This window comes from Bacteroides mediterraneensis (assembly GCF_900128455.1).
Lineage (GTDB): Bacteria > Bacteroidota > Bacteroidia > Bacteroidales > Bacteroidaceae > Phocaeicola > Phocaeicola mediterraneensis.
This window is the reverse complement of record NZ_LT635783.1, coordinates 3,229,800-3,250,964: the sequence shown is the minus strand read 5'-3', so window position 1 is coordinate 3,250,964 and position 21,165 is coordinate 3,229,800. Positions and strand designations below refer to the sequence as shown.

At 48.0% G+C, this 21,165-nt stretch carries 18 protein-coding genes and 3 tRNA genes; 13 read left to right on the top strand and 8 right to left on the bottom strand.

Annotation, left to right across the window (positions count from 1 at the left end; translation table 11 throughout):
- The first annotated feature begins 53 nt into the window (after positions 1-53).
- The 7 genes from BQ7480_RS13895 to BQ7480_RS13865 all read left to right on the top strand — a co-directional run bounded on the left by BQ7480_RS13895 (position 54) and on the right by BQ7480_RS13865 (position 8,735).
- Positions 54-1,367 (top strand): ABC transporter permease, encoded by a 1,314-nt coding sequence (locus BQ7480_RS13895; protein ID WP_072543336.1) that lies wholly within the window; start codon positions 54-56, stop codon positions 1,365-1,367.
- A gap of 22 nt (positions 1,368-1,389) precedes the next feature.
- Positions 1,390-2,685, top strand: coding sequence for an ABC transporter permease (locus tag BQ7480_RS13890; RefSeq protein ID WP_072543335.1), 1,296 nt, complete (start codon positions 1,390-1,392; stop codon positions 2,683-2,685).
- A gap of 68 nt (positions 2,686-2,753) precedes the next feature.
- Positions 2,754-3,419 (top strand): ABC transporter ATP-binding protein, encoded by a 666-nt coding sequence (locus BQ7480_RS13885; RefSeq protein ID WP_072544051.1) that lies wholly within the window; start codon positions 2,754-2,756, stop codon positions 3,417-3,419.
- A 66-nt stretch (positions 3,420-3,485) separates the two neighbouring features.
- The gene (locus tag BQ7480_RS13880; RefSeq protein WP_072544050.1) at positions 3,486-4,970 is read left to right on the top strand and encodes a TolC family protein; all 1,485 of its coding nucleotides are present in this window, start codon (positions 3,486-3,488) and stop codon (positions 4,968-4,970) included.
- Positions 4,971-5,010: 40 nt separating this feature from the next.
- Positions 5,011-6,369 carry a sigma-54-dependent transcriptional regulator gene (locus tag BQ7480_RS13875; RefSeq protein WP_072543334.1) on the top strand — a complete coding sequence of 453 codons (1,359 nt, stop codon included), beginning with the start codon at positions 5,011-5,013 and terminating at the stop codon, positions 6,367-6,369.
- Positions 6,370-6,380: 11 nt separating this feature from the next.
- Positions 6,381-7,715, top strand: a complete 1,335-nt coding sequence (locus BQ7480_RS13870; RefSeq protein WP_072543333.1) for a sensor histidine kinase — start codon at positions 6,381-6,383, stop codon at positions 7,713-7,715.
- 114 nt (positions 7,716-7,829) lie between these two features.
- On the top strand, positions 7,830-8,735 hold the full coding sequence (locus BQ7480_RS13865; protein ID WP_072543332.1) for a DMT family transporter: 906 nt from the start codon (positions 7,830-7,832) through the stop codon (positions 8,733-8,735).
- A gap of 95 nt (positions 8,736-8,830) precedes the next feature.
- Here the strand turns inward: BQ7480_RS13865 and BQ7480_RS13860 are convergent, their stop codons facing one another.
- From BQ7480_RS13860 to BQ7480_RS13835, 6 genes are read right to left on the bottom strand one after another with little or no spacing between them, the layout of a single operon-like run.
- Positions 8,831-9,844: an FAD:protein FMN transferase gene (locus BQ7480_RS13860; RefSeq protein WP_072543331.1), complete on the bottom strand. Its 1,014-nt coding sequence runs from the start codon at positions 9,842-9,844 to the stop codon at positions 8,831-8,833.
- A 3-nt stretch (positions 9,845-9,847) separates the two neighbouring features.
- Entirely contained in the window at positions 9,848-10,420 is a 573-nt protein-coding gene (locus BQ7480_RS13855) for a manganese efflux pump MntP (protein WP_072543330.1), read from the bottom strand.
- Between the two features lie 5 nt (positions 10,421-10,425).
- Positions 10,426-11,172 carry a DUF6048 family protein gene (locus BQ7480_RS13850; protein WP_072543329.1) on the bottom strand — a complete coding sequence of 249 codons (747 nt, stop codon included), beginning with the start codon at positions 11,170-11,172 and terminating at the stop codon, positions 10,426-10,428.
- Complete coding sequence (locus BQ7480_RS13845; RefSeq protein WP_235816692.1) at positions 11,120-11,623, bottom strand: DUF6452 family protein; 504 nt, start codon at positions 11,621-11,623, stop codon at positions 11,120-11,122. Before BQ7480_RS13845 ends, BQ7480_RS13850 begins: the two co-directional genes overlap by 53 nt.
- On the bottom strand, positions 11,623-12,573 hold the full coding sequence (locus BQ7480_RS13840) for a glycosyltransferase family 2 protein (protein ID WP_072543327.1): 951 nt from the start codon (positions 12,571-12,573) through the stop codon (positions 11,623-11,625). The genes BQ7480_RS13845 and BQ7480_RS13840 overlap by 1 nt, the downstream gene beginning before the upstream one ends.
- Before the next feature lie 18 nt (positions 12,574-12,591).
- The gene (locus tag BQ7480_RS13835; protein ID WP_072543326.1) at positions 12,592-13,122 is read right to left on the bottom strand and encodes a DUF4199 domain-containing protein; all 531 of its coding nucleotides are present in this window, start codon (positions 13,120-13,122) and stop codon (positions 12,592-12,594) included.
- A 297-nt stretch (positions 13,123-13,419) separates the two neighbouring features.
- On the opposite strand from BQ7480_RS13835, the gene BQ7480_RS13825 reads away from it, so the two are divergent.
- The 3 genes from BQ7480_RS13825 (at position 13,420) to BQ7480_RS13815 (ending at position 15,306) form a co-directional block, all read left to right on the top strand.
- Positions 13,420-13,493, top strand: a tRNA-Thr gene (locus BQ7480_RS13825).
- Positions 13,494-13,515: 22 nt separating this feature from the next.
- Positions 13,516-13,589, top strand: a tRNA-Thr gene (locus tag BQ7480_RS13820).
- Between the two features lie 310 nt (positions 13,590-13,899).
- Positions 13,900-15,306: an amidophosphoribosyltransferase gene (locus tag BQ7480_RS13815; RefSeq protein ID WP_072543325.1), complete on the top strand. Its 1,407-nt coding sequence runs from the start codon at positions 13,900-13,902 to the stop codon at positions 15,304-15,306.
- A 200-nt stretch (positions 15,307-15,506) separates the two neighbouring features.
- Here the strand turns inward: BQ7480_RS13815 and BQ7480_RS13810 are convergent, their stop codons facing one another.
- A complete protein-coding gene (locus BQ7480_RS13810) occupies positions 15,507-16,664 on the bottom strand; it encodes a BamA/TamA family outer membrane protein (protein WP_394332658.1) in 1,158 nt (385 codons plus the stop codon).
- A gap of 266 nt (positions 16,665-16,930) precedes the next feature.
- On the opposite strand from BQ7480_RS13810, the gene pepT reads away from it, so the two are divergent.
- The 3 genes from pepT to BQ7480_RS13795 all read left to right on the top strand — a co-directional run bounded on the left by pepT (position 16,931) and on the right by BQ7480_RS13795 (position 20,954).
- Positions 16,931-18,160: a peptidase T gene (gene pepT, locus BQ7480_RS13805; RefSeq protein WP_072544048.1), complete on the top strand. Its 1,230-nt coding sequence runs from the start codon at positions 16,931-16,933 to the stop codon at positions 18,158-18,160.
- A gap of 72 nt (positions 18,161-18,232) precedes the next feature.
- Positions 18,233-19,324 carry a glycine cleavage system aminomethyltransferase GcvT gene (gene gcvT, locus BQ7480_RS13800; RefSeq protein ID WP_072543324.1) on the top strand — a complete coding sequence of 364 codons (1,092 nt, stop codon included), beginning with the start codon at positions 18,233-18,235 and terminating at the stop codon, positions 19,322-19,324.
- A gap of 88 nt (positions 19,325-19,412) precedes the next feature.
- Positions 19,413-20,954 (top strand): sulfatase-like hydrolase/transferase, encoded by a 1,542-nt coding sequence (locus BQ7480_RS13795; protein WP_072543323.1) that lies wholly within the window; start codon positions 19,413-19,415, stop codon positions 20,952-20,954.
- A 133-nt stretch (positions 20,955-21,087) separates the two neighbouring features.
- Here the strand turns inward: BQ7480_RS13795 and BQ7480_RS13790 are convergent.
- Positions 21,088-21,160: transfer RNA gene (locus BQ7480_RS13790), tRNA-Gly, on the bottom strand.
- Positions 21,161-21,165: the final 5 nt, after the last annotated feature.

Here is a 21,165-nt window from a genome sequence, read left to right as displayed (position 1 = left end):
ATAGATGACCAAGAAAATATACAAGATTAAACTGAGAGTGAAATTTTATGAGAATGCGAAGAACTTATTTGACACAGGCTTTTACGTTACTGAAACAGAACCGTCTGTTCAGTATGCTTTACATTGTCGGTACAGGCCTGGCCATTGCCATGACCGTGATAGTGGCGGTAGTTTATTACGTGAAACTGGCTCCTATCTATCCGGAAGAGAATCGGAAAAACACGTTGTATCTGACTCATGTCAGTTTCAAATCGGAACAGGAATCAAGAACCTATCAGTCCGCTTTGTCGTATCGGGCTTTACAGGAATGGATTTATCCGCTAAAGAATGTGGTCGCGGTTTCTGCGCGTTTCAGCAATGCAATGGACTATTATATACAGCCTGCCGATCGGAGCGGGGATTTCCGTCCGGCATTGAAACTGGTAGACCCGGCTTTCTTCCGTATCTATGCGTTGCAATTTCTGGAGGGACATCCATTCACGGAGGCCGATTTGGCAAGTGGTATTCATACGGCTGTGATTTCCGATGATCTTGCTCGTCGTTTGTTTGGTGCGACAGAAGGCGTGGTGGGACGTTCGTTTTCCATGGATTATGTGAATTATCACGTATGTGGGGTGGTACGTGGAGCGAGTTTTTTGACCCGCCAGTCGTATGCACAGGTTTATGTACCTTATTCCATTGAATCAAATTACAAGGACCCCGTTGTCTCCAGCTTCCCCTATTGTGGTCTGTTTGACGTGACTTTTTTAGTGAAAGACAATGCACAAGCAAAGGCTTTACGGGCTGAAATCAAGGACTTGACCAGAAGAGTGAACACACAATATAAAGGGCAGTGGCAGATGGAATTGTGGGAACAGCCCACTTCGCATGCACTCAGTGTGTTTAAAGAGTATCCGGCGGATACGAGTTTCAGCTCTTGGAGGGTGGCAGGTCGGCTGATACTGTGGGTACTGGTACTTCTGGTAGTACCTTCACTTAACCTGAACGGACTGATAGCCAGTCGTATGGAGAGTCGTTTGCCGGAGATGGGCGTTCGTAAGTCTTTTGGGGCCAGTCGGAGTGCCTTGCTGTCGCAGGTGATGTGGGAGAATTTTTTCCTTACATTAGTGGGAGGTCTGCTGGGCTTGCTGGTGGCATGGATCATGCTTTATGTGGGGCGTGAATGGATTTTTATGTTGTTTGATTCCTGGCCGATGGATATTCCGGAAGGAGCCAATCTGTATGTGTCAGGTGAGATGCTGTTTGCACCGGTCGTGTTTCTCATTGCCTTTTTATTGTGTCTGGTGCTGAATTTGCTTTCCGCTTTGTGGCCGGCATGGATGTCGTTGCGTAAGCCGATTGTGTATTCATTGTATGAAAAGAGATAATCCGAAAAAATAGTTTGTGGATATGTGGAAACTGATTTTGAAAAATCTTTGGAGCCGTCGCCGTCGTAACGGATGGTTACTGGCTGAACTGATATTGGTGGCCATTCTTTCCTGGGCCATTTTCGACCCCGTGATGGTAGTGACTTATGAGCGACATCTTCCGTTGGGATACGATGCAGACCGCCTGTGTATGGTGTCTGTGGCTATGCTTCCTCCGGAGGCTCCTGGGTATGAGCCGCAAGCGACCGATTCGGCTTCGTTGATGCAGGCGTATTTGAATCTGGTAGACCGTGCCCGGCAGTATCCTGGGGTGGAACAGGCCGCTCCGGTACTTTCTTTTGTATATCCGGGTGCGATGGGAAGTGGGACTTCCGACTTTGTAGCAGAAGGTGATTCGGTAGTTCATTCGGCTCTCTATATCGAATTTTTACCTCATACCCATTTCTTTGAAACCTACGGTTTCCAATCTGGGGAGGGGAGTATGAGTGCGGTTCAGCTGTCGGAGCTGGACAATGGGTACTATTATATCATGACGGAAGATTTGCTGGAAGAAATGTTTCATACACATACGTATCGGAACCAGCGTTACTGGGAGGTGAATGGTACAGACACGTTTTATACGGCAGTGAAGGGGACGGTGAAAGCATGCAAGTATCTGAGTGACTGGCGTCCAGTACCGATTGTGTTCATGCCGCAGCAGCATCCGGATATACGTTCCAATCTGGACGATATGAGGATGGTCATTCGTTTGAAAGAGGGAGTCAGCATGGAGCGTTTCTTGCACGATTTCCGCCCTTGGATGCTTCGACAGCTACGTGCCGGAAATCTTTATGCTCGTGAATTGCAGTCGTACGATGAAATCAATGCGGCTCGTGAATTCAGTGATTCGACAGCACTTTATCGTCGTAACTTGAGCATTGCACTGTTTTTCCTAATCAATCTCTGTCTGGGGGTGATTGGTACTTTCTGGATGCAGACCCGTACCCGTCGGGAAGAGGTGGGGGTGATGCTTTCTTATGGAGCGACACCGCATCGTATTCGTCTGATGCTCTTGGGAGAAGGTACGGTACTGACCACGCTGGCTACTTTCATAGGCTGTTTTATTTATCTGCAATATGCGTTTAGTGAAGGGCTGAATAAGGGAAATTCCTGGATGCCGGCGGTGATTCCCAGTTGGGTGGACAATTTTGGACTGCACTTTTTCCTTGTCTCACTGGCGGTGTATGTGGTGCTGCTGCTGGTAGTATGGGCAGGTATTTATATCCCGGCTCGCCGGATAAGCGCCATCTCGCCCACGGAAGCCTTGCGGGATGAATAAAAAGCACGTGAAACAATTCGTCTGAATACAGATGCAATGATAAACTTTTAAACAAGATGCGTATGAATATGATAGAATTAACCGGAATCAATAAGATTTACCGGACCAATGAGATAGAGACACAGGCATTGGAAAATGTGAACCTGACGGTAGAAAAAGGAGAATTCCTCAGCATTATGGGACCTTCAGGATGTGGAAAATCTACTTTGCTGAACATCATGGGATTGCTGGATGCGCCTACCAGCGGTACCATCCAGATTGCGGGAGTGAAAGTGGAGGGAATGAAAGACAAGGAACTGGCTGCTTTCCGTAACTGGAACTTGGGATTCGTGTTCCAGTCGTTCCACCTGATTAATTCCTTGAATGTGCTGGATAATGTGGAGGTACCTTTACTTTATCGCGATGTTTCTGCGAAAGAACGCCGGCAACGGGCTGAGGAAGTGTTGCAGAAGGTGGGGCTGAGTCATCGTATGCATCACATGCCGTCGCAGCTTTCCGGAGGACAATGCCAGCGTGTGGCCATTGCCCGGGCTATTGTGGGAAATCCGGAAATCGTGCTGGCCGACGAACCGACCGGTAACTTGGATTCCAAGATGGGAGCGGAGATTATGGAGCTGCTGCACAAGCTGAACCAGGAAGACGGGCGTACGGTGGTGATGGTGACTCATAATGAAGAGCAGGCTAAACAGACCTCACGTATCGTACGCTTCTTTGATGGCCGCCAGGTAGGATAAGGCGGATGGCTGGTTGGAAAAATTGAGGTGAGGAACGGATGTGATACGATAAATGAGTGGATGAGTATGAAACGGAGTGTATGGATTTTATTTTCTTTTTTCCTTTTCTGTAAAGGAGGGGCTGTGGAGCCGATGAGAAAAACACATGTATTGACGCTGGACGAGGCCATTATGCTGGCACGGGTACAGAGTGTGGATGCGGCCGTGGCTTTAAACGAGCTGAAAACGGCGTATTGGGAGTATCGTACTTATCGTGCGGAATTGTTGCCGGAGGTGAATTTTACGGCCATTCTCCCTTCTTACCACAAGGCGTATAATTCGTACCAGCAGAATGACGGTTCCTATACCTATGTGCGGAACAACTACATGCAGATGAATGGACAGCTTTCCATTGACCAGAATATCTGGTTCACGGGAGGTACGTTGTCGTTGAATACCTCTCTTGATTTTCTGCGGCAGATGGATGGCAGTTCGGGTAACCGCTTTATGTCGGTTCCGTTGGCTTTGACCTTGAACCAGCCTGTCTTTGGGGTGAATCAGACCAAATGGGACCGTCGGATTGAACCGGTGCGTTATGCGGAGGCCAAGGCGGCATTCTTAAGTGCAACGGAAGAGGTGACGATGACCACCATCAATTATTTTTTCAATCTGTTACTGGCTCGTGAAAATGTGGCTATTGCCAGACAGAATCTGGAAAATGCAGAGAAATTGTATGAGGTAGCTAAAGCCAAGCGTCGGATGGGACAGATTAGTGAAAATGATGTGTTGCAGTTGCAGTTGAATGTGCTGGATGCCCGTTCCTCGCTGACTTCCAACGAGAGTGCCTTGAAGAGTCACATGTTTACCTTACGTTCTTTTCTGGCTTTGGGGGAGCATGAAGAACTGGTACCGGAGGTGCCGGATTCTGTGCCTGAAGTCCGGTTGGATTATGCAGATGTTCTTTCCAAGGCGCTGGCCAACAATTCATTCGCTCAGAATATCCGTCGCAGACAGCTGGAGGCCGACTATGAGGTGGCTAAGGCCAAGGGAAATATGCGGGAGATTACGCTGTTCGCTCAGGTCGGATTTACGGGAACCGACCGACGTTTTGACACGGCTTATCGTCGGTTAAAAGACAACCAGGTAGTGGAGATTGGTTTCAAGATTCCGATTTTGGACTGGGGCAAACGTCGCGGGCAGGTAAAAGTGGCACAGAGCAACCGGGAAGTGACGGAAAGCAAATTGCGGCAGGAATCCATGAATTTCAATCAGAATCTGTTTGTGCTGGTGGAGCAGTTCAACAACCAGCAGACACAGCTCCATTTGGCGGATGAGGCCGATAAGATTGCCCGTAAACGCTATCATACGAACGTGGAGACTTTTCTGGTCGGCAAGATTTCTACACTCGACTTGAACGATTCGCAGAGTCAGAAGGATGAGGCACGCCGCAAGCATATCAATGAGCTGTTTTATTACTGGTACTATTATTACCAGTTGCGCAGTCTCACACTGTGGGATTTTGCGGCAGGTACAGGGATTGAGGCCGATTTTGAGAAGATAGTCAGGCATTGACCCGTTTCTTTTGTGAAATTATATTTACTTTTGTCGTGTTATGATACTAATAATAGATGATGATAGTGCCATTCGTTCGTCGCTCAGTTTTATGCTTAAACGGGCGAAATATGAGGTACTAGCGGTACTTGGGCCTAAAGAGGCGATGGAAGCAGTACGTTCCATTACTCCGCAGTTGATATTGATGGACATGAATTTCAGTCTTTCTACCGACGGGGCGGAAGGCCTGCTTTTGTTGAAGCAGGTCAAACTGTTTTGTCCGGATGTACCTGTTATTCTGATGACGGCTTGGGGAAGTATTCCTCTGGCTGTACAAGGAATGCGGGCCGGTGCCTTTGATTTCATTACCAAACCGTGGAACAATGCGGCGTTGATGCAGCGTATTGAAACGGCGTTGGAACTGACGGCAAAAGAGGAAACTGCCGGTGTCTCGGTCACAGAAGCAGAGGATTTCGACCGCAGTCATATCATTGGGAAGAGCAAGGCCTTGGAAGCGGTGTTGGCGACGGTGAAGAGGGTATCCCGAACAAGTGCTTCGGTACTGGTGACGGGGGAAAGTGGTACAGGAAAAGAATTGATTGCCGAGGCGATACACTTGAACAGTCCGCGCAGGAACCAGCCTTTTGTCAAGGTCAATCTGGGAGGAATTTCGCAGACTTTGTTTGAAAGTGAGATGTTCGGACACAAGAAAGGGGCGTTTACTGATGCGGTGACCGACCGGAAAGGACGTTTCGAACTGGCGGATAAAGGGACGATTTTCTTGGACGAAATCGGTGAACTGGACTTGTCGTGTCAGGTTAAGCTGCTTCGGGTGTTGCAGGAGCAGACGTTTGAACCGTTGGGGGAGAGCCGTCCGCGGAAGGTGGATGTACGGGTGGTCTGTGCCACCAATGCCAATCTGGAGCAGATGGTGCGTGAACATACGTTTCGGGAGGATTTATTTTATCGCATCAACCTGATTACGGTGCATCTTCCGGCTTTGCGTGAGCGGCGGGAGGACATTCCTCTGCTGGCCCGTCATTTTGTGGAAAGCCGTTGCCGGGCCGACGGATTGCCGCAAGTGGAACTCTCGGGGGATGCGTTGGCATTTTTGAGTCGTTTGCCTTACCCCGGGAATATTCGTGAACTGAAGAATCTGGTGGAGCGTACGTTGCTGGTGTGTGGAAAAGACTGTCTGACGGCAGCCGACTTTCAGTCACAGTACCGTCCGGCTGCTGTTCCCACAGATTCTATGGCGGAGGTAAAAGGACTTACACTTGAGGAATTGGAAAAGCGTACCATTCTTCAGGCATTGGAGGCTCATGACAATAATCTGACGCAGGTCGCTCTTTCGTTGGGTATCAGTCGGTCGGCTTTGTATCGCCGGTTGGAAAAATATGGTATTTCGTTTAACGATTAATCGGAAGAGTGATGAGGTTGAGCACGTTGTTTTTTCTGTTGGGTTTGCTGTTGGCTCTGGCCTGGGGAATCTTATTGTCTTTCACCTTAAGTACGAAGAGTCCGTTTTTGTATGTAGGAGAAGGAGTGATTTCTTTCAGTCTGGTTATCTTGTTTTATTTTTACTGGAAGGTGATTAAACCGCTCAACAGTATTGCGAGTGGGATGGACTTGCTGCGTGAACAGGATTTCAGCAGCCGGCTTGCGCCGGTGGGACAGGCCGAAGCCGACCGTATCGTGGAGATGTTCAACCGGATGATGGACCAGTTGAAGAATGAACGCCTGCGCTTGCGGGAGCAGAACCACTTTTTGGACTTGCTCATTAATGTGTCGCCTATGGGGGTGATTATTCTGACTTTTGATGAGCAGATATCCATGCTGAATACTGCGGCTTTGCGGTTTTTGGGGTATACTTCAGCCGAGGAACTGATGGGGAAGCGGTTGGAGGAACTGGATACGCCTCTGGCTGAGGAAGTGTCACGTTTGCCTAAGGATACGACCGATACGATTCGTTTGAGTGATGCCAAAATCTACCGTTGTTCCCGGCTTTCGTTTGTAGACCGTGGATTTGCTCATCCCTTTGTGCTGATAGAGAGTTTGACGACCGAGGTGGTCAAGGCAGAGAAAAAGGCTTACGAAAAAGTGATTCGGATGATTGCCCATGAGGTGAACAATACCACGGCAGGCATAACCTCAACTTTGGAGACGGTAGGAGATGCACTGGAAACGCTGGAAGAAGAAACGGGCGATTTACGGGAGGTCATGCAGGTTTGTGTGGAACGTTGTCTGGGGATGAGCCGTTTCATCACCAATTTTGCCAATGTGGTGAAAATTCCGGAACCGAGTTTGGAACAAGTGCGATTGAACGACAGGGTGACCGCGTGCAGGATGTTTATGGAAACCATCTGCCGGGAGCGGCAGATTACGTTGCACAATGAGCTGTGTGCTGAAAACCCGAAGGTATGGATGGATACGGCTTTATTTGAGCAAGTGCTGGTGAACATCATCAAGAATGCGGCAGAAAGTATCGGACAGGGGGGTGATATTTTCATTCGTACGTCGGTGTCTCCAGTCATGCTTGAAATAGCTGATACGGGGAAAGGCATCTCCAAGGAGGTGGAAACGAAACTGTTCAGCCCGTTCTTTTCTACCAAGCCCCACGGACAAGGAATCGGACTGATTTTTATCCGCGAAGTGCTGACCCGTCATGGGTGTACGTTCTCTTTGCGGACATATCCGGATGGATTGACACGATTCCGTATTTCGTTCCCTGCACGGCGTGCAGACTTGTCCGGAAAGAACGGTTGAGCCGGTTACAGGAAGACTTTTTGAAAAAGAAGGGAAGGTTCTGCCGGTGAAACTTGCGGGTCACGGCTTTATTGTCTAATTTTGCAGGCTGTAATTCGAATTAATGTAAAGAACATGTGGTTATTACTGGCTTTTTGCTCAGCGGCGTTGCTGGGCTTTTATGATGTCTTCAAGAAAAAATCGTTGGCAAACAATGCGGTGCTCCCGGTGCTGGGACTGAATACGCTTTTTTCGAGTCTGATTTTCCTGCCGTTTATTTTGATTTCACACTTTCATCCGGAAACTTTGAAGGATACGCTTTTTTATGTGCCTTCGGCAGACTGGGAGGTACATAAGTTCATTCTGCTGAAATCGTTTATCGTGCTTTCTTCGTGGACGTTCGGTTATTTTGGCATGAAGCATTTGCCGTTGACCATCGTGGGGCCGATTAATGCGACCCGTCCGGTCATGACGCTGGTGGGGGCCTTGCTGATATTCGGCGAGCGCCTGAATGTGTACCAGTGGATTGGGGTGTTGATGGCCATTATCTCGTTCTTCATGTTGAGCCGTTCGGGAAAGAAGGAAGGCATTGACTTCAAGCACGACAAGTGGATTTGGTTTGTGGTACTGGCTGCTGTGTTGGGAGCGGTGAGCGGATTGTATGACAAATACCTGATGGGACGTTTCAACAACATGGTGGTGCAGGCATGGTACAATGTTTATCAGCTTTTCCTGATGGGAGGAGTATTGATGTTCTTATGGTGGCCCAAGCGGAAGCACAGTACACCGTTCCACTGGGACTGGTGCATCATTCTGATTTCTGTTTTCTTGTCGGCCGCTGATTTCGTGTATTTCTATGCCTTGGGGATGGATGGAGCCATGATTTCCATTGTATCCATGGTACGACGGGGAAGCGTGATTGTTTCTTTCCTGTTTGGGGCCATGATTTTCCGGGAGAAGAACCTGAAGAGCAAGGTGGTCGATTTGATTTTGGTACTGATTGGGATGTTCTTCCTTTATCTGGGAAATGTATTGGGATAAGAAAGTGAGACTTAAGATTCGTCTTTTTATCCACAAAAATGCCGGAACGTGCGATAGGCTGCGTTCCGGCATTTTTGTGGAGTACTTCCCAGTTTTTAATTCCGCATGTATTTCTTCATGCCTTCTGTGGAATAAGTCTGTAATTTTCCGTTCCTGTCCGTATAGATGAAATAGGCATCCAATTCGGGATGAGCGTTGCAGACTGCTTTGGCAGAATCCAATCCTAGTACCATGAAAGCTGTAGCGTAGGCATCGGCTGTAGCACAGTTCTTGGCAATGACGGTGGAGGAAAGAATGTTGTGTTGTACGGGATAGCCTGTACGTGGGTCGATGGTATGTGCATATTTCTTCCCGTCTTTGTAGTAGAAGTTACGGTAGTTGCCCGATGTGGCCATGCCGGCATCGGTGATTTCGAGTATGGTTTGTAATTCCTGATTGACAGACAAGGAGTCGTCAATCGGTTTGTTGACTCCAATCCGCCAGGTCTCCATCTTGGCATTCTGTCCTTTCATGACCAGTTCTCCGCCTATGTCAATCATATAGTTCTTGATACCCTTCCGGTCGAACAGACGGGCTACACAGTCTACTCCGAATCCTTTGGCAATGGAGCTGAAATCGAGCATCATGCGCGGGTCGGACTTGACGACTTCTCCGTCTGCATTCAGCTGGACTTTGTCGATACCCACAAACTGGCGCAGGCTGTCGATGGTCAGCGAGTCGGGGAACTGGGAGTGCTTGAAGCCAAATCCCCAAGCATTGACTAACGGAGCTACCGTTACGTCGTATGCCTTTCCGGTATTGTTAGACACTTCTTTGGCCAGATTGAACACGTAGACAAACAGGCTGTCAGTATGCAGGTCTGTGTTTTGGTTGATACGTGTAATGACCGACTGCTTATTGAACGGGGATAAAGAATTGTCCACCTTCTGCAGTTCTTTTTCAATCTCGTCTTTCAGGTTTTCCGACGACTGGTAAGTGATTTTATAAACGGTGCCGAACACCAGACCTTGGTCGGTCTGATAAGGCGATTGCTTTTTCAGAATCAGTACGGTTCCCACAATGAGCAGGATGAGGAAAGGTACTTGCCATTTCAGTTTGTTCTTGTTCATGAGTTATAGTAAGAATAAATGTTCTATTAAAATCTTGATGCCGATACCAATCAGTACCAGACCGCCGAAAATTTCCACGCGCAGATGGAAACGTTTGCCGAAGAAGACTCCGATGAGGCTTCCGGCCAGAGAGAGAATGAAAGAGGCCAGTCCGATGCTGGTCAGTGGCATTCCCAAGTCTTCTATTTGGGTGAGTCCGGCAAAGGCAAATGAAATGCCGATAGCCAGTGCGTCGATGCTGGTAGCTACTGCCAGAGCTAGTGTTACCTTCAGGCTGGTAGGATTGAACGAAGCCGTTTCTTCCTCTTTGAACTGGGCCCGTATCATCCGGACTCCTAGAAAGGCCAGCAGGGCAAAAGCAATCCAATGGTCGTAAGCTTCAATCAGATGCTGGAAACGGCTGGCTCCTAACCATCCCAGAAAAGGCATCATCGCCTGGAAAAGCCCGAAGAAAAAAGCCATTCTTAAGAAGGTACCCCAACGGATACGGTGCAGGATGATTCCACTGGTGACCGATACAGTGAAACAGTCGATGGCCAGACTGACAGATAATAAAAGGGTTTCAATTAAATTCATGCAAGTCAGAAGGGTAAGTTATAAATGAGATTATACGTCAGGTTGAAACTGCTTCCTGCATTTTTGCCGAAGCCAGGCACATACCATGGAATGGAATTTTCATGGCCTTTTACGTTCATCCTCATTTTGTATCTTACAGTCCAACCCATGCAAAAGCTTTTGTAGATTTTTACCTTGAGCCCAAGCACACCCTCCAGCCAACTGGCATTACTCTTCAAGCCGGAGTAGGAGAAAGGATAGGAGATTTCCCCACCATAGTTCGGGTCGTTCATGTCCGGGCCGTTCACATCGTAGCTGAATGAGGTCATGCCATAGCGGAGTCCCACGAACAAGTAGCCAGGAAGGTGCGGCTTCTTGTAAAATACGTTGTAATCCATTCCCACCCGGAAATAAGGCGCTGAGGTTTTGTAGTGTAGGTCGTTGCCATCGTTGATGGCGTCTGCCTTCCCATATCCCACTTCCACCACGGGCAGAAAGCGGTTTTTAAAATTGGCTTGTATCGATACTTCACTGTTCAGAATGTCACTTCCCAGCAGGTAGCTCCCGATACCGGCAATTTCCACGCCGATGCTTGTGCCTTGGTAGAGGGGTACATCTTCCGTCGGTTCTGCTTTTTTCGTTTCCTCTTTTTTTATCTGTATCGGCTGTGCCTTGTGGGCTCCCGGCCGCTGTGCCCATAAGGACCCGCAGAAAAGGAGGCTACTCATTAGTAGCAGTAATCGTGAAATATATCTTGAAATTCTCTTTTTCATAATTGTCTATGTTCGGGTTGGTGATGACGAGTGAATCAAGCATACGGGTAGTAGCTTCCGCACTGGTAACCTCGTAGAACATCATGGTGCCACAGTCCAGGTTGATGAAATAAGGGATGTTGCGGTGGTTGACCGTAATGATGTCCCGCTGCCGGTTATTGTACTGGAAAATGAAACGGGTCTGCTCCCCATAACTGAGAGGTAGGCTCAGCGTACTGGTATTGGTTGATTTATTAATCAGCGTATCATATATGAGGGTGTCAGCTGTTTGTAATTGTCCAATAACAGTTAGCGTGTCTGTATATTCCACCGATTTTCCGTATTGGTCCACGAAATTAAACTGTGCATACGCCAAAGCATTGGGCGGACAGTTTTCCACTTCGCAGGCCGGGAAGAAGGAAATAACCGCCAACAGGAACAGGCTGAATACAATCGGTAGTTTCTTCATCATTAAAGTTCTTTCTCGATTTGATATTTGTTTCTTTCCGGCGAGTTGCGTGCAATCAGTTCACCGATGAACCCGGCCAGGAAAAGCTGGGTTCCCAGAATCATGGTGGTCAAGGCCAGATAGAAGTAGGGACTTTCTGTAACCAGACGGTAAGGGTTTCCGCAATACATGTCGTATAGTTTGTTGGCTCCTATGACGATGACGGCAATAAATCCCAGCATGAACATGATGGAGCCCAAAAAGCCGAATATGTGCATGGGATTCACCCCAAAAGTGGAGAGGAACCAGAGCGACAGCAAGTCCAGATAGCCGTTTACAAAGCGGTTCAAGCCGAATTTCGTCTTTCCGTATTTGCGTGCCTGATGGTGTACCACTTTTTCTCCAATGCGGGTAAAACCTGCATTTTTGGCCAGATATGGGATATACCGGTGCATTTCGCCGTACACCTCGATGTTCTTCACCACGTCCTTGCGGTAGGCCTTCAGTCCGCAGTTGAAGTCGTGCAGGTTGTGTATGCCCGAAACGGCACGTGCCGTTGCATTGAACAGCTTGGTCGGAATGGTCTTCGACAACGGGTCGTAGCGTTTCTGTTTCCAGCCTGAAACCAAGTCGTATCCTTCTTCTGTAATCATGCGGTACAATTCCGGAATCTCGTCCGGGCTGTCCTGTAAGTCTGCATCCATGGTGATGACCACATCACCTTCAGCCTTTTCGAATCCGCAGAACAATGCAGGTGATTTTCCGTAATTGCGGCGGAACTTGATGCCTTTCACTTCTTTTGACTTCCGGCTGAGTTCTTCGATGACTTGCCAGGAGTGATCCGTGCTGCCGTCGTTCACGAAAATGACTTCATACGTAAAGTGGTGGGCGTACATGACGCGTTCAATCCAGGCATACAATTCGGGTAAGGATTCCTCTTCGTTATAGAGAGGTACGACTACAGATATATCCATATTTTTATTTCTAATCGATTAATTCTTTTTTTTCATGGTCAGCAGGGCCGTTGGAACAGACAATAGGATTCCATAGAAGAAATTTTGCGAAAGCAGTTGGAAAGTCAGTTGCAAAGGGGTAAGTGATGAAATGACTTCAAAACTGCTGATGAGTTGCTCTACAGAAATCTTCATGTCGCCACTGACGGAATCTTTTATATTATCCAGTTGGCTGAGATATGTATTTAATAAATAACCTTGGTCGATAAAACGGAAGTACACATAATGAGCCAGTGCAGCCAGAATGGAAGCAAAGAGATACATCAGAAAGCAGAAACTGAAGGCCTGGGTAAAGGAAAGGCTGCCTTCACGGTACTGGTTGCGGTAGCGGCGGGTATAAATATAGCCCAGTACAGGCACAAAAAGCGTCATCAGGATGAACAGTAGTTGAAGCAACGGTATGGAAAAACCGATGGGAAGAAAAATGAATTTGAAAATCCAGAACAGTCCCATGTAAGTTCCGAACCGCATGGCATATTCCTGTAGGGTGATTGGTCTTTCTGCTGTCATATAAAAAAGTTTGTTAGTGGTTACAAAAGTAGTCTTTTTCGGTGAGCTGTGGTATATAAAAGACTGAAAAATCATGTATCTTTCCATTTTTGAGCATTTTTTTTCGCGAAGGTATTGTGTATTCGGAAAAAATACCTACCTTTGCACCCGCAATCGAGAAACACTTTGACGGTGTCGCTCGAAAACAGATTGAAAACGGGTAAGTCCCATACGGCCAGCTCCCTTCGAATCCTCTAGGGCTTGATCGCAGCAAAGGTAGTTGGTTGTAGCGGCGCGATATGGTAAGCTTACCCACCCGCCTCTTTAGCTCAGTTGGCCAGAGCACGTGATTTGTAATCTCGGGGTCGTTGGTTCGAATCCGACAAGAGGCTCAAAAAAAAAGACATATTGATTGCCTCTTTAGCTCAGTTGGCCAGAGCACGTGATTTGTAATCTCGGGGTCGTTGGTTCGAATCCGACAAGAGGCTCGGAAAAGTTGGACAAGTTTGTCCGACTTTTTTTGTGTCTGTACGGATGAAAAAAGAAAAGCCACCGGTGTTGTGCGGTGGCTTTTTTTGTACATAAGTTAGTTTAGTTAAGCCTTTTGTTGGTAATATATGGCTTCTTTCCCTTTGGGAGAAGGGAGATTCAGTAAAGGAGTTAGAAACAAATAAAGAGAGGAAAATGTTCATTGTTTGTGTAAAAAAATGTGTTTAAGGTTTTTTACGCATAAGGACTTCCCATTTTTTTCCGTACTTTTGCACCCGAAAATCATAACAACTAAATAAAAAATAAAGAATGGGTGGCTTTTTCGGAACAGTCTCTAAGGCTGAATGCGTGACCGATTTATTTTACGGTACGGATTACAATTCACATTTAGGAACGAAACGCGCCGGTATGGCTACATACGCGGAAGGCGAAGGTTTCATACGTTCGATTCATAACCTGGAAAGTTCTTACTTTCGTACGAAGTTCGAAGATGAGCTTCCGAAGTTTAAGGGCAAGTCGGGCATCGGTGTCATCAGTGATACGGATCCTCAGCCCATCATGATCAATTCGCATCTGGGACGTTTTGCGATTGTGACGGTGGCAAAAATCAATAACATGGATGAGCTGGTGAAGGAACTGTTGGACAGCAATATGCATTTCTCTGAAATGAGCATGGGAAAGACCAATCCTACGGAACTGGTGGCATTGCTCATCGTGCAGGGAAAAGATTTTGTGGAAGGCATTGAGAACGTGTTCCAAAAAATCAAGGGCTCTTGTTCCATGTTGGTCCTGACGGAAGACGGGATTATCGTAGCCCGTGACAAATGGGGACGTACACCGATTGTCATCGGGAAGAAGGAAGGGGCATACGCGGCAACCAGTGAGTCGAGCAGTCTTCCGAACCTGGATTTTGAAATCGACCGTTATGTAGGTCCGGGGGAGATTTTGCGTATGCGGGCCGACGGCCTTGAACAGCTTCGCAAACCAAACGAAAAGATGCAGATTTGTTCCTTCCTGTGGGTGTACTACGGTTTCCCGGTTTCTTGCTATGAAGGGAAAAATGTAGAGGAAGTGCGTTTCATGAGTGGATACAAGATGGGACAGCAGGATGATTCCGAGGTGGATTGTGTGTGTGGTATCCCTGATTCGGGTGTAGGAATGGCATTGGGGTATGCAGAAGGAAAGGGAGTTCCCTATCACCGGGCCATTGCCAAATATACTCCGACTTGGCCCAGAAGCTTTACGCCGAGCAACCAGAGCATGCGTTCGCTGGTGGCCAAGATGAAATTGATTCCAAACCGTACCATGCTGCAGGGAAAGCGTCTGTTGTTCTGTGATGACTCCATTGTACGCGGTACGCAGCTCCGTGACAATGTGAACATTCTTTATGACTACGGAGCCAAGGAAGTACACATGCGTATCGCATGTCCGCCGTTGATTTACGGATGTCCTTTCATCGGTTTCACTTCTTCCAAGAGCGACATGGAATTGATTACCCGTCGCATCATCAAGGAGATTGAAGGCGACGAAAATGCCAAATTGGACAAATATGCGACGACGGATTCTCCGGAGTATAAGGAGCTGGTGGAACGTATCCGTGCCCGTTTTGGATTGACTTCGCTGAAATTCAACACCTTGGAGACTTTGGTTGAGGCTATCGGACTGCCGAAGTGTAAGATTTGCACACACTGTTTCGACGGTTCCAGCTGTTTCTGATAATATGTTTCGGATGTGGGGAAGATAAACAAGCATCTTCCCTGCACATTCCGGAAAATGCATAAGCATATTTTCTGTACCACACTGTGAAATATGTATCCCACACTGCGGGATATGTATTTCACAGTGTGGTTTTTGTATCCCACAGTGTGGGACAGAGAAAATGCTGTGACACAAGGGGTATTTTGTCGGGGTGTTTTTTAGAATGCCTCGGTCATGTTGAAATAAAACAGATTCTGCTGGTTGGTAAAATCACGTCCCAAATCCAGGCGTACGTTCATACGGGGTTGCACCTCGATACGGAGTCCGAGTCCGGCATTGGGAAGCACTCCCTCAATCTTTCCGGGAGTAGGTCCCATGAAGCCGCATCCGCCCCACGCCACGAAGCCCAGCCGGTTGATGACCTTCTTGATCCAGTTGCTTTGGTCGGTGTTGAACATCTGGCGGTATTCGGCCAGTGCCACGTGCGATGACTTGTCGCGGTATTGTCCCATGTAATATCCTCGCAGGTCGAAGGGAGTGCCGCTCAGCACGTATTTGTTCAAGGGGAGGTTATGTCCGAAAGAATGTTTGCTTTGTACCGTCCAGGCCAGTACCTTTCGTTTTCCTACCGTCTTGTATTGCCGGTAGTCCAGTTCTACGCGGTAAAAGCTGGTATTGCTTCCCAGGAATTTTTCATACATCAGCCCTCTCAGGTCGAAATACAGTCCTTTGTAGGGATTGGCGGGCACATCGCGCGTGTCGTAGGTCAGCAGGAAACCGATACCCGAACTGAAGTTCTTGTATCCGTCGGCTGTTCCTCCTGCCCGTTTGTAGTCGGGTTGCTCCACCAGGTATTTGGCCGGGTCCATGATATGGTCGTAGGTGATATCAATTTGAGGGCCGGCAAAGAAATCGCTTTCTCCCAGCCGGAACAGAAACCATGGGTTTATCTGGATACCGCTGTAGCGGTACTGACTGGTGGAGTCGCTTCGCAGGTAATTCTTGTTGGTGCTGTAGCCTACACCATAGAAATTTTCCTGGGTGTTTTTGAACGAGAACTGTCCGAAGATGCGGAACCGGTCGTTCTGGAAGAAAAGTTGCGGCTTCACCACCAGATTGAGTCCTCCGTTGAACATGAAAGCCAAGGCTGCGGGGATGACCGAACGGCGCATGGTGGTGTCTTTCGGGTTCATCCGGAATGTCATGAGGGCGCTACCGCCTATCAGCAGACCGAAGTCGGGGGTATAGCTAGGCCCCCCCAATATGTTATAGTGAAAGTTGCGTTCAGCTTTCTTCTTTTTCTTGAGTTCTTTCGCGGTCTGTTGCTGGATGCGCAGGCTGTCTTGTGCTTGCAAAGTTTCTTGCGCATTCCCCATGATGGCAAACAGGCAGTAAATGCAGATGAGTAGGTATTTTTTCATGCGGCAAAATTACAAAAAACGCCTGAATCTGTCTGGTCTTGTTTTAAGAGATTGTGGAACTGGTCTATCATTTTAACTTAAAAGTCTGTCGATGTGGTGGATTTTCTGTAGGGGCAAGGTAAATCATTCTTGTGTTCTAATAAAAAATGGTAAGTATTTTGGTCGTTTTTCGGGTATTTCTTACTTTTACAGAAGTAAGATATTTGTAAATAATGAAGTATATGACAGTAATTGAACGCTTTTTAAAGTATGTGACTTTTGATACACAGTCGGACGAATCGACCGGGGTAACGCCAAGTACGCCGAAACAGATGGTGTTCGCCCGTTATCTGAAGGAAGAACTGGAGAAACTGGGACTGAAAGATATTTCGCTCGATGAAAACGGTTATCTGTTTGCCACATTGCCTTCGAACGTGGACCATGAGGTGCCGGTTATCGGTTTTATTTCCCACATGGACACCAGCCCCGACATGAGCGGAGCAAATGTGAAGCCACGTATTGTGGAGAAATACGACGGGCAGGATATTCCGTTGTGTGCAGAAGAACATATCATTTTGTCACCGAAGAATTTCCCGGAGCTGTTGGATCATGTGGGCGAAGATTTGATTGTGACCGATGGTCATACTTTGCTGGGAGCCGACGACAAAGCCGGAATTGCGGAAATCATAGGGGCGGTGGCCTATCTGAAGGCGCATCCGGAAATCGAGCATGGGGATATCCGTATCGGTTTCAATCCGGATGAGGAAATTGGCCTGGGAGCCCATAAGTTCGACGTGGAGAAGTTCGGTGCGAAATGGGCCTATACGATGGACGGCGGCGAAGTGGGTGAACTGGAGTTCGAGAACTTCAATGCGGCGGCAGCTAAAGTGGTGGTGAAGGGACGCAACGTGCATCCGGGATATGCCAAGAACAAGATGATTAATTCTTTGCTGGTGGCCACTGAATACGCTTCCTTGCTTCCCGCTAATGAGACTCCGGGTACGACGGAAGGATATGAAGGTTTCTATCACCTGATTGGAATGGAAGGTGAAGTGGAAAAGACCGTGTTGTCTTACATTGTCCGCGACCATGACCGTCAGAAGTTTGAGGCGCGCAAGCAGGCCTTGTTGGACTATGCCGCACAGCTGAACCAGAAGTACGGAGAAGGTACGGTATCTGTGGAGCTGAAAGACCAGTATTACAACATGCGCCAGCAGGTAGAACCGTTGATGCACATTATCGACATTGCTTTTGCAGCCATGCAGGAAGCAGGGGTCGCTCCGAAGGTAAAAGCCATTCGTGGGGGGACAGACGGGGCACAGCTTTCGTTCAAAGGCCTTCCTTGCCCGAATATTTTTGCCGGAGGACTGAATTTCCACGGACGTTATGAGTTTGTGCCTGTCCAGTCTATCGAGAAGGCCATGATGGTGGTTGTGAAGATTGCAGAGCTGACCGCCAAAAGATATCGTTAAATCATTCTGAAAGTTGCGGACTTGTTTCTGCACAGGTCTGCAACTTTATACATCAACCTTAAAATATACTTTATGAAAACAACTCCATTTACCGAGAAGCACATTGCACTCGGTGCCAAAATGCATGAATTTGCAGGTTATAACATGCCGATTGAATATTCCGGAATCATTGATGAACACTTGACGGTCTGCCATGCGGTGGGTGTCTTCGATGTGTCGCACATGGGAGAATTCTGGGTGAAAGGTCCTCATGCGCTGGATTTCATTCAGGAGGTGACTTCCAACAATGCGGCGGTGCTTACGCCGGGTAAGGTGCAGTACACGTGCTTCCCGAACGAGACGGGAGGAATTGTAGACGATTTGCTGGTGTATGCATACGAGCCCGAAAAATACATGCTGGTGGTCAATGCGGCCAATATCGAGAAAGACTGGAACTGGTGTGTGGGCCATAACCGGGTAGGGGCGGAGCTGGAAAACGCATCCGACCGTATGGCACAGCTGGCTGTGCAAGGTCCGAAGGCTTGTGACACACTTCAGAAACTGACTCCGGTAGATTTGAAATCGATTCCTTATTACACATTCAAGGTGGGAGAATTTGCCGGTGTTCCGAATGTCATTATTTCCAATACGGGATATACGGGAGCAGGGGGCTTCGAACTGTATTTCTATCCGGAAGTGGCACTGAAAATCTGGGATGCCATTTTTGAAGCCGGGGAGGAGTTCGGCATCAAGCCTATCGGACTGGGTGCCCGCGATACGTTGCGTCTGGAGATGGGCTTCTGTCTGTATGGCAATGACATTACCGACGAGACTTCTCCGCTGGAAGCCGGGTTGGGATGGATTACGAAGTTTGTGGATGGAAAGAACTTTACTAACCGTGCGGCACTGGAAAAGCAGAAAGCCGAAGGGGTGAGCCGGAAACTGGTGGGATTTGAAATGATTGACCGAGGGATTCCGCGTCACGGATATGCCTTGCTGAACGAGGCGGGAGAAACCATCGGGCAGGTAACGTCGGGTACCATGTCGCCTACGCGGAAAATCGGCATCGGTATGGGTTATGTCAAAATAGACTATGCGAAGCCGGGTACGGAAATCTATTTGGACAACCGTGGCCGGAAGCTGAAAGCGCAGGTGGTGAAGCCTCCTTTCCGAAAGATTTCCTGATATTTTGAAATAAGATTTTGATTATTTTCAGATGCAAAGTCGTCTCAGAAAATTCTCCGACGGCTTTGCATTTATTGTTTCTATGCAAATGAAAGAAAAATTCTTGTATGCGGGTTCTTTTCTGTCTTTACTAGCTTCGACTCACCTTTTGGCAGCCGACGCCAATAAGCCTTCTCGTCCCAATGTGATTATTATCTGTGCGGATGACCTAGGTTATGGAGATTTGGAGTGTTATCATGCCAAGAATATACATACACCGGCTGTGAACAGTGTGGCTCAGAACGGAATCCTGTTTTCAAATGCGTATGCGGTGGCATCCACGAGTACCCCGTCGAGGTATTCGCTTCTTACTGGGGAGTATGCCTGGCGAAAGAAAGGTACCGATGTGGCAGCAGGGGATGCCAGCATGATTATAGATCCTGGACAGTACACCTTGGCAGACGTGTTTAAAAATGAAGGATATGCGACCTCGGTAATCGGTAAGTGGCATTTGGGGTTGGGGCATGAAACTGGCAAGCAGGACTGGAATGCTCCTCTTCCTATGCATCCGGGAGATTTGGGCTTTGATTATTCTTATATTATGGCTGCTACGGCCGACCGTGTGCCTTGCGTCTTCATTGAGAATGGCAAGGTGGCGAATTATGACCCTGCACATCCGATAGAAGTCAGTTATACGAAGCCGTTTCCCGGTGAGCCGTTAGGAGTGGACCATCCGGAACTGATGTATAATCTGCAACCTACTCATGAGCACAACAAGGCCATAGTGAATGGAATCGGACGATTTGGATATATGAAGGGTGGAGGAAAAGCTTTGTGGAAGGATGAGAATATTGCTGATTCTATCACGGCGCATGCCATTGGTTTTATCCGTCAGCACAGTAAAGAGCCTTTCTTCATGTATTTTGCTACGAACGACGTACATGTGCCTCGTTTTCCACATGAGCGGTTCAGAGGGAAAAATGTGATGGGCCTGAGAGGGGATGCGATTGCACAGTTCGACTGGAGCGTAGGCCAGCTGCTTGCCTGTCTGGAAGAATTGAAGTTGCGGGACAATACTCTGATTATCCTGACGAGTGACAACGGACCGGTTTGTGACGACGGCTATGACGACAAGGCTGCCGAGCTTTTAAACGGACATTCACCTACAGGGGGCTTGAGAGGCAATAAGTACAGTGCGTTTGAGGGGGGAACCAGAATACCTTTTATTGTATCATGGCCTGCCGGTATGCAGAAAGCAGGAACTTCTGCCGCGCTGGTTTCGCAGATTGACCTGATGAGGTCCATGGGAGAACTGTTGGGTGCGATACTTCCGAAAGGGAGTGCGCCAGACAGCGAGAATCAGCTGAATGTGTTGCTGGGAAAAGACGCAGATGGAAGAGAATGGGTTGTGGAGCAGTCGTATAACCATACTTTATCCGTGCGGACGAAGGACTGGAAATACATCGAACCGAATGACGGTCCTGCCGGTGTGCCATGGGTTCCGGAAATAGAGTCGGGAAACAGTATATCTCCGCAGCTTTATAAAATATCGGATGATTCTTGTGAACAGCAGAATGTGGCCATTGAACATCCGGAGGTGGTGTTCCAGATGCAGGATGTCTTGCGAAAGCTCAGAAAGGGTGGCCGATAAGCGTTTCCGTTTGCATCACAGGGAATAAAGGATGGCTGAAGGGTGGCATGAGCTGCTTTTCAGCCATTCAGTTTTACAAGAGGAAGGGAAGATATAAAAAAAGAGACTGTCTTTAAAAGACAATCTCTCGGAGAGCGGAAGACGGGACTCAAACCCGCGACCCTCAGCTTGGAAGGCTAATGCTCTATCAACTGAGCTACTTCCGCAAATT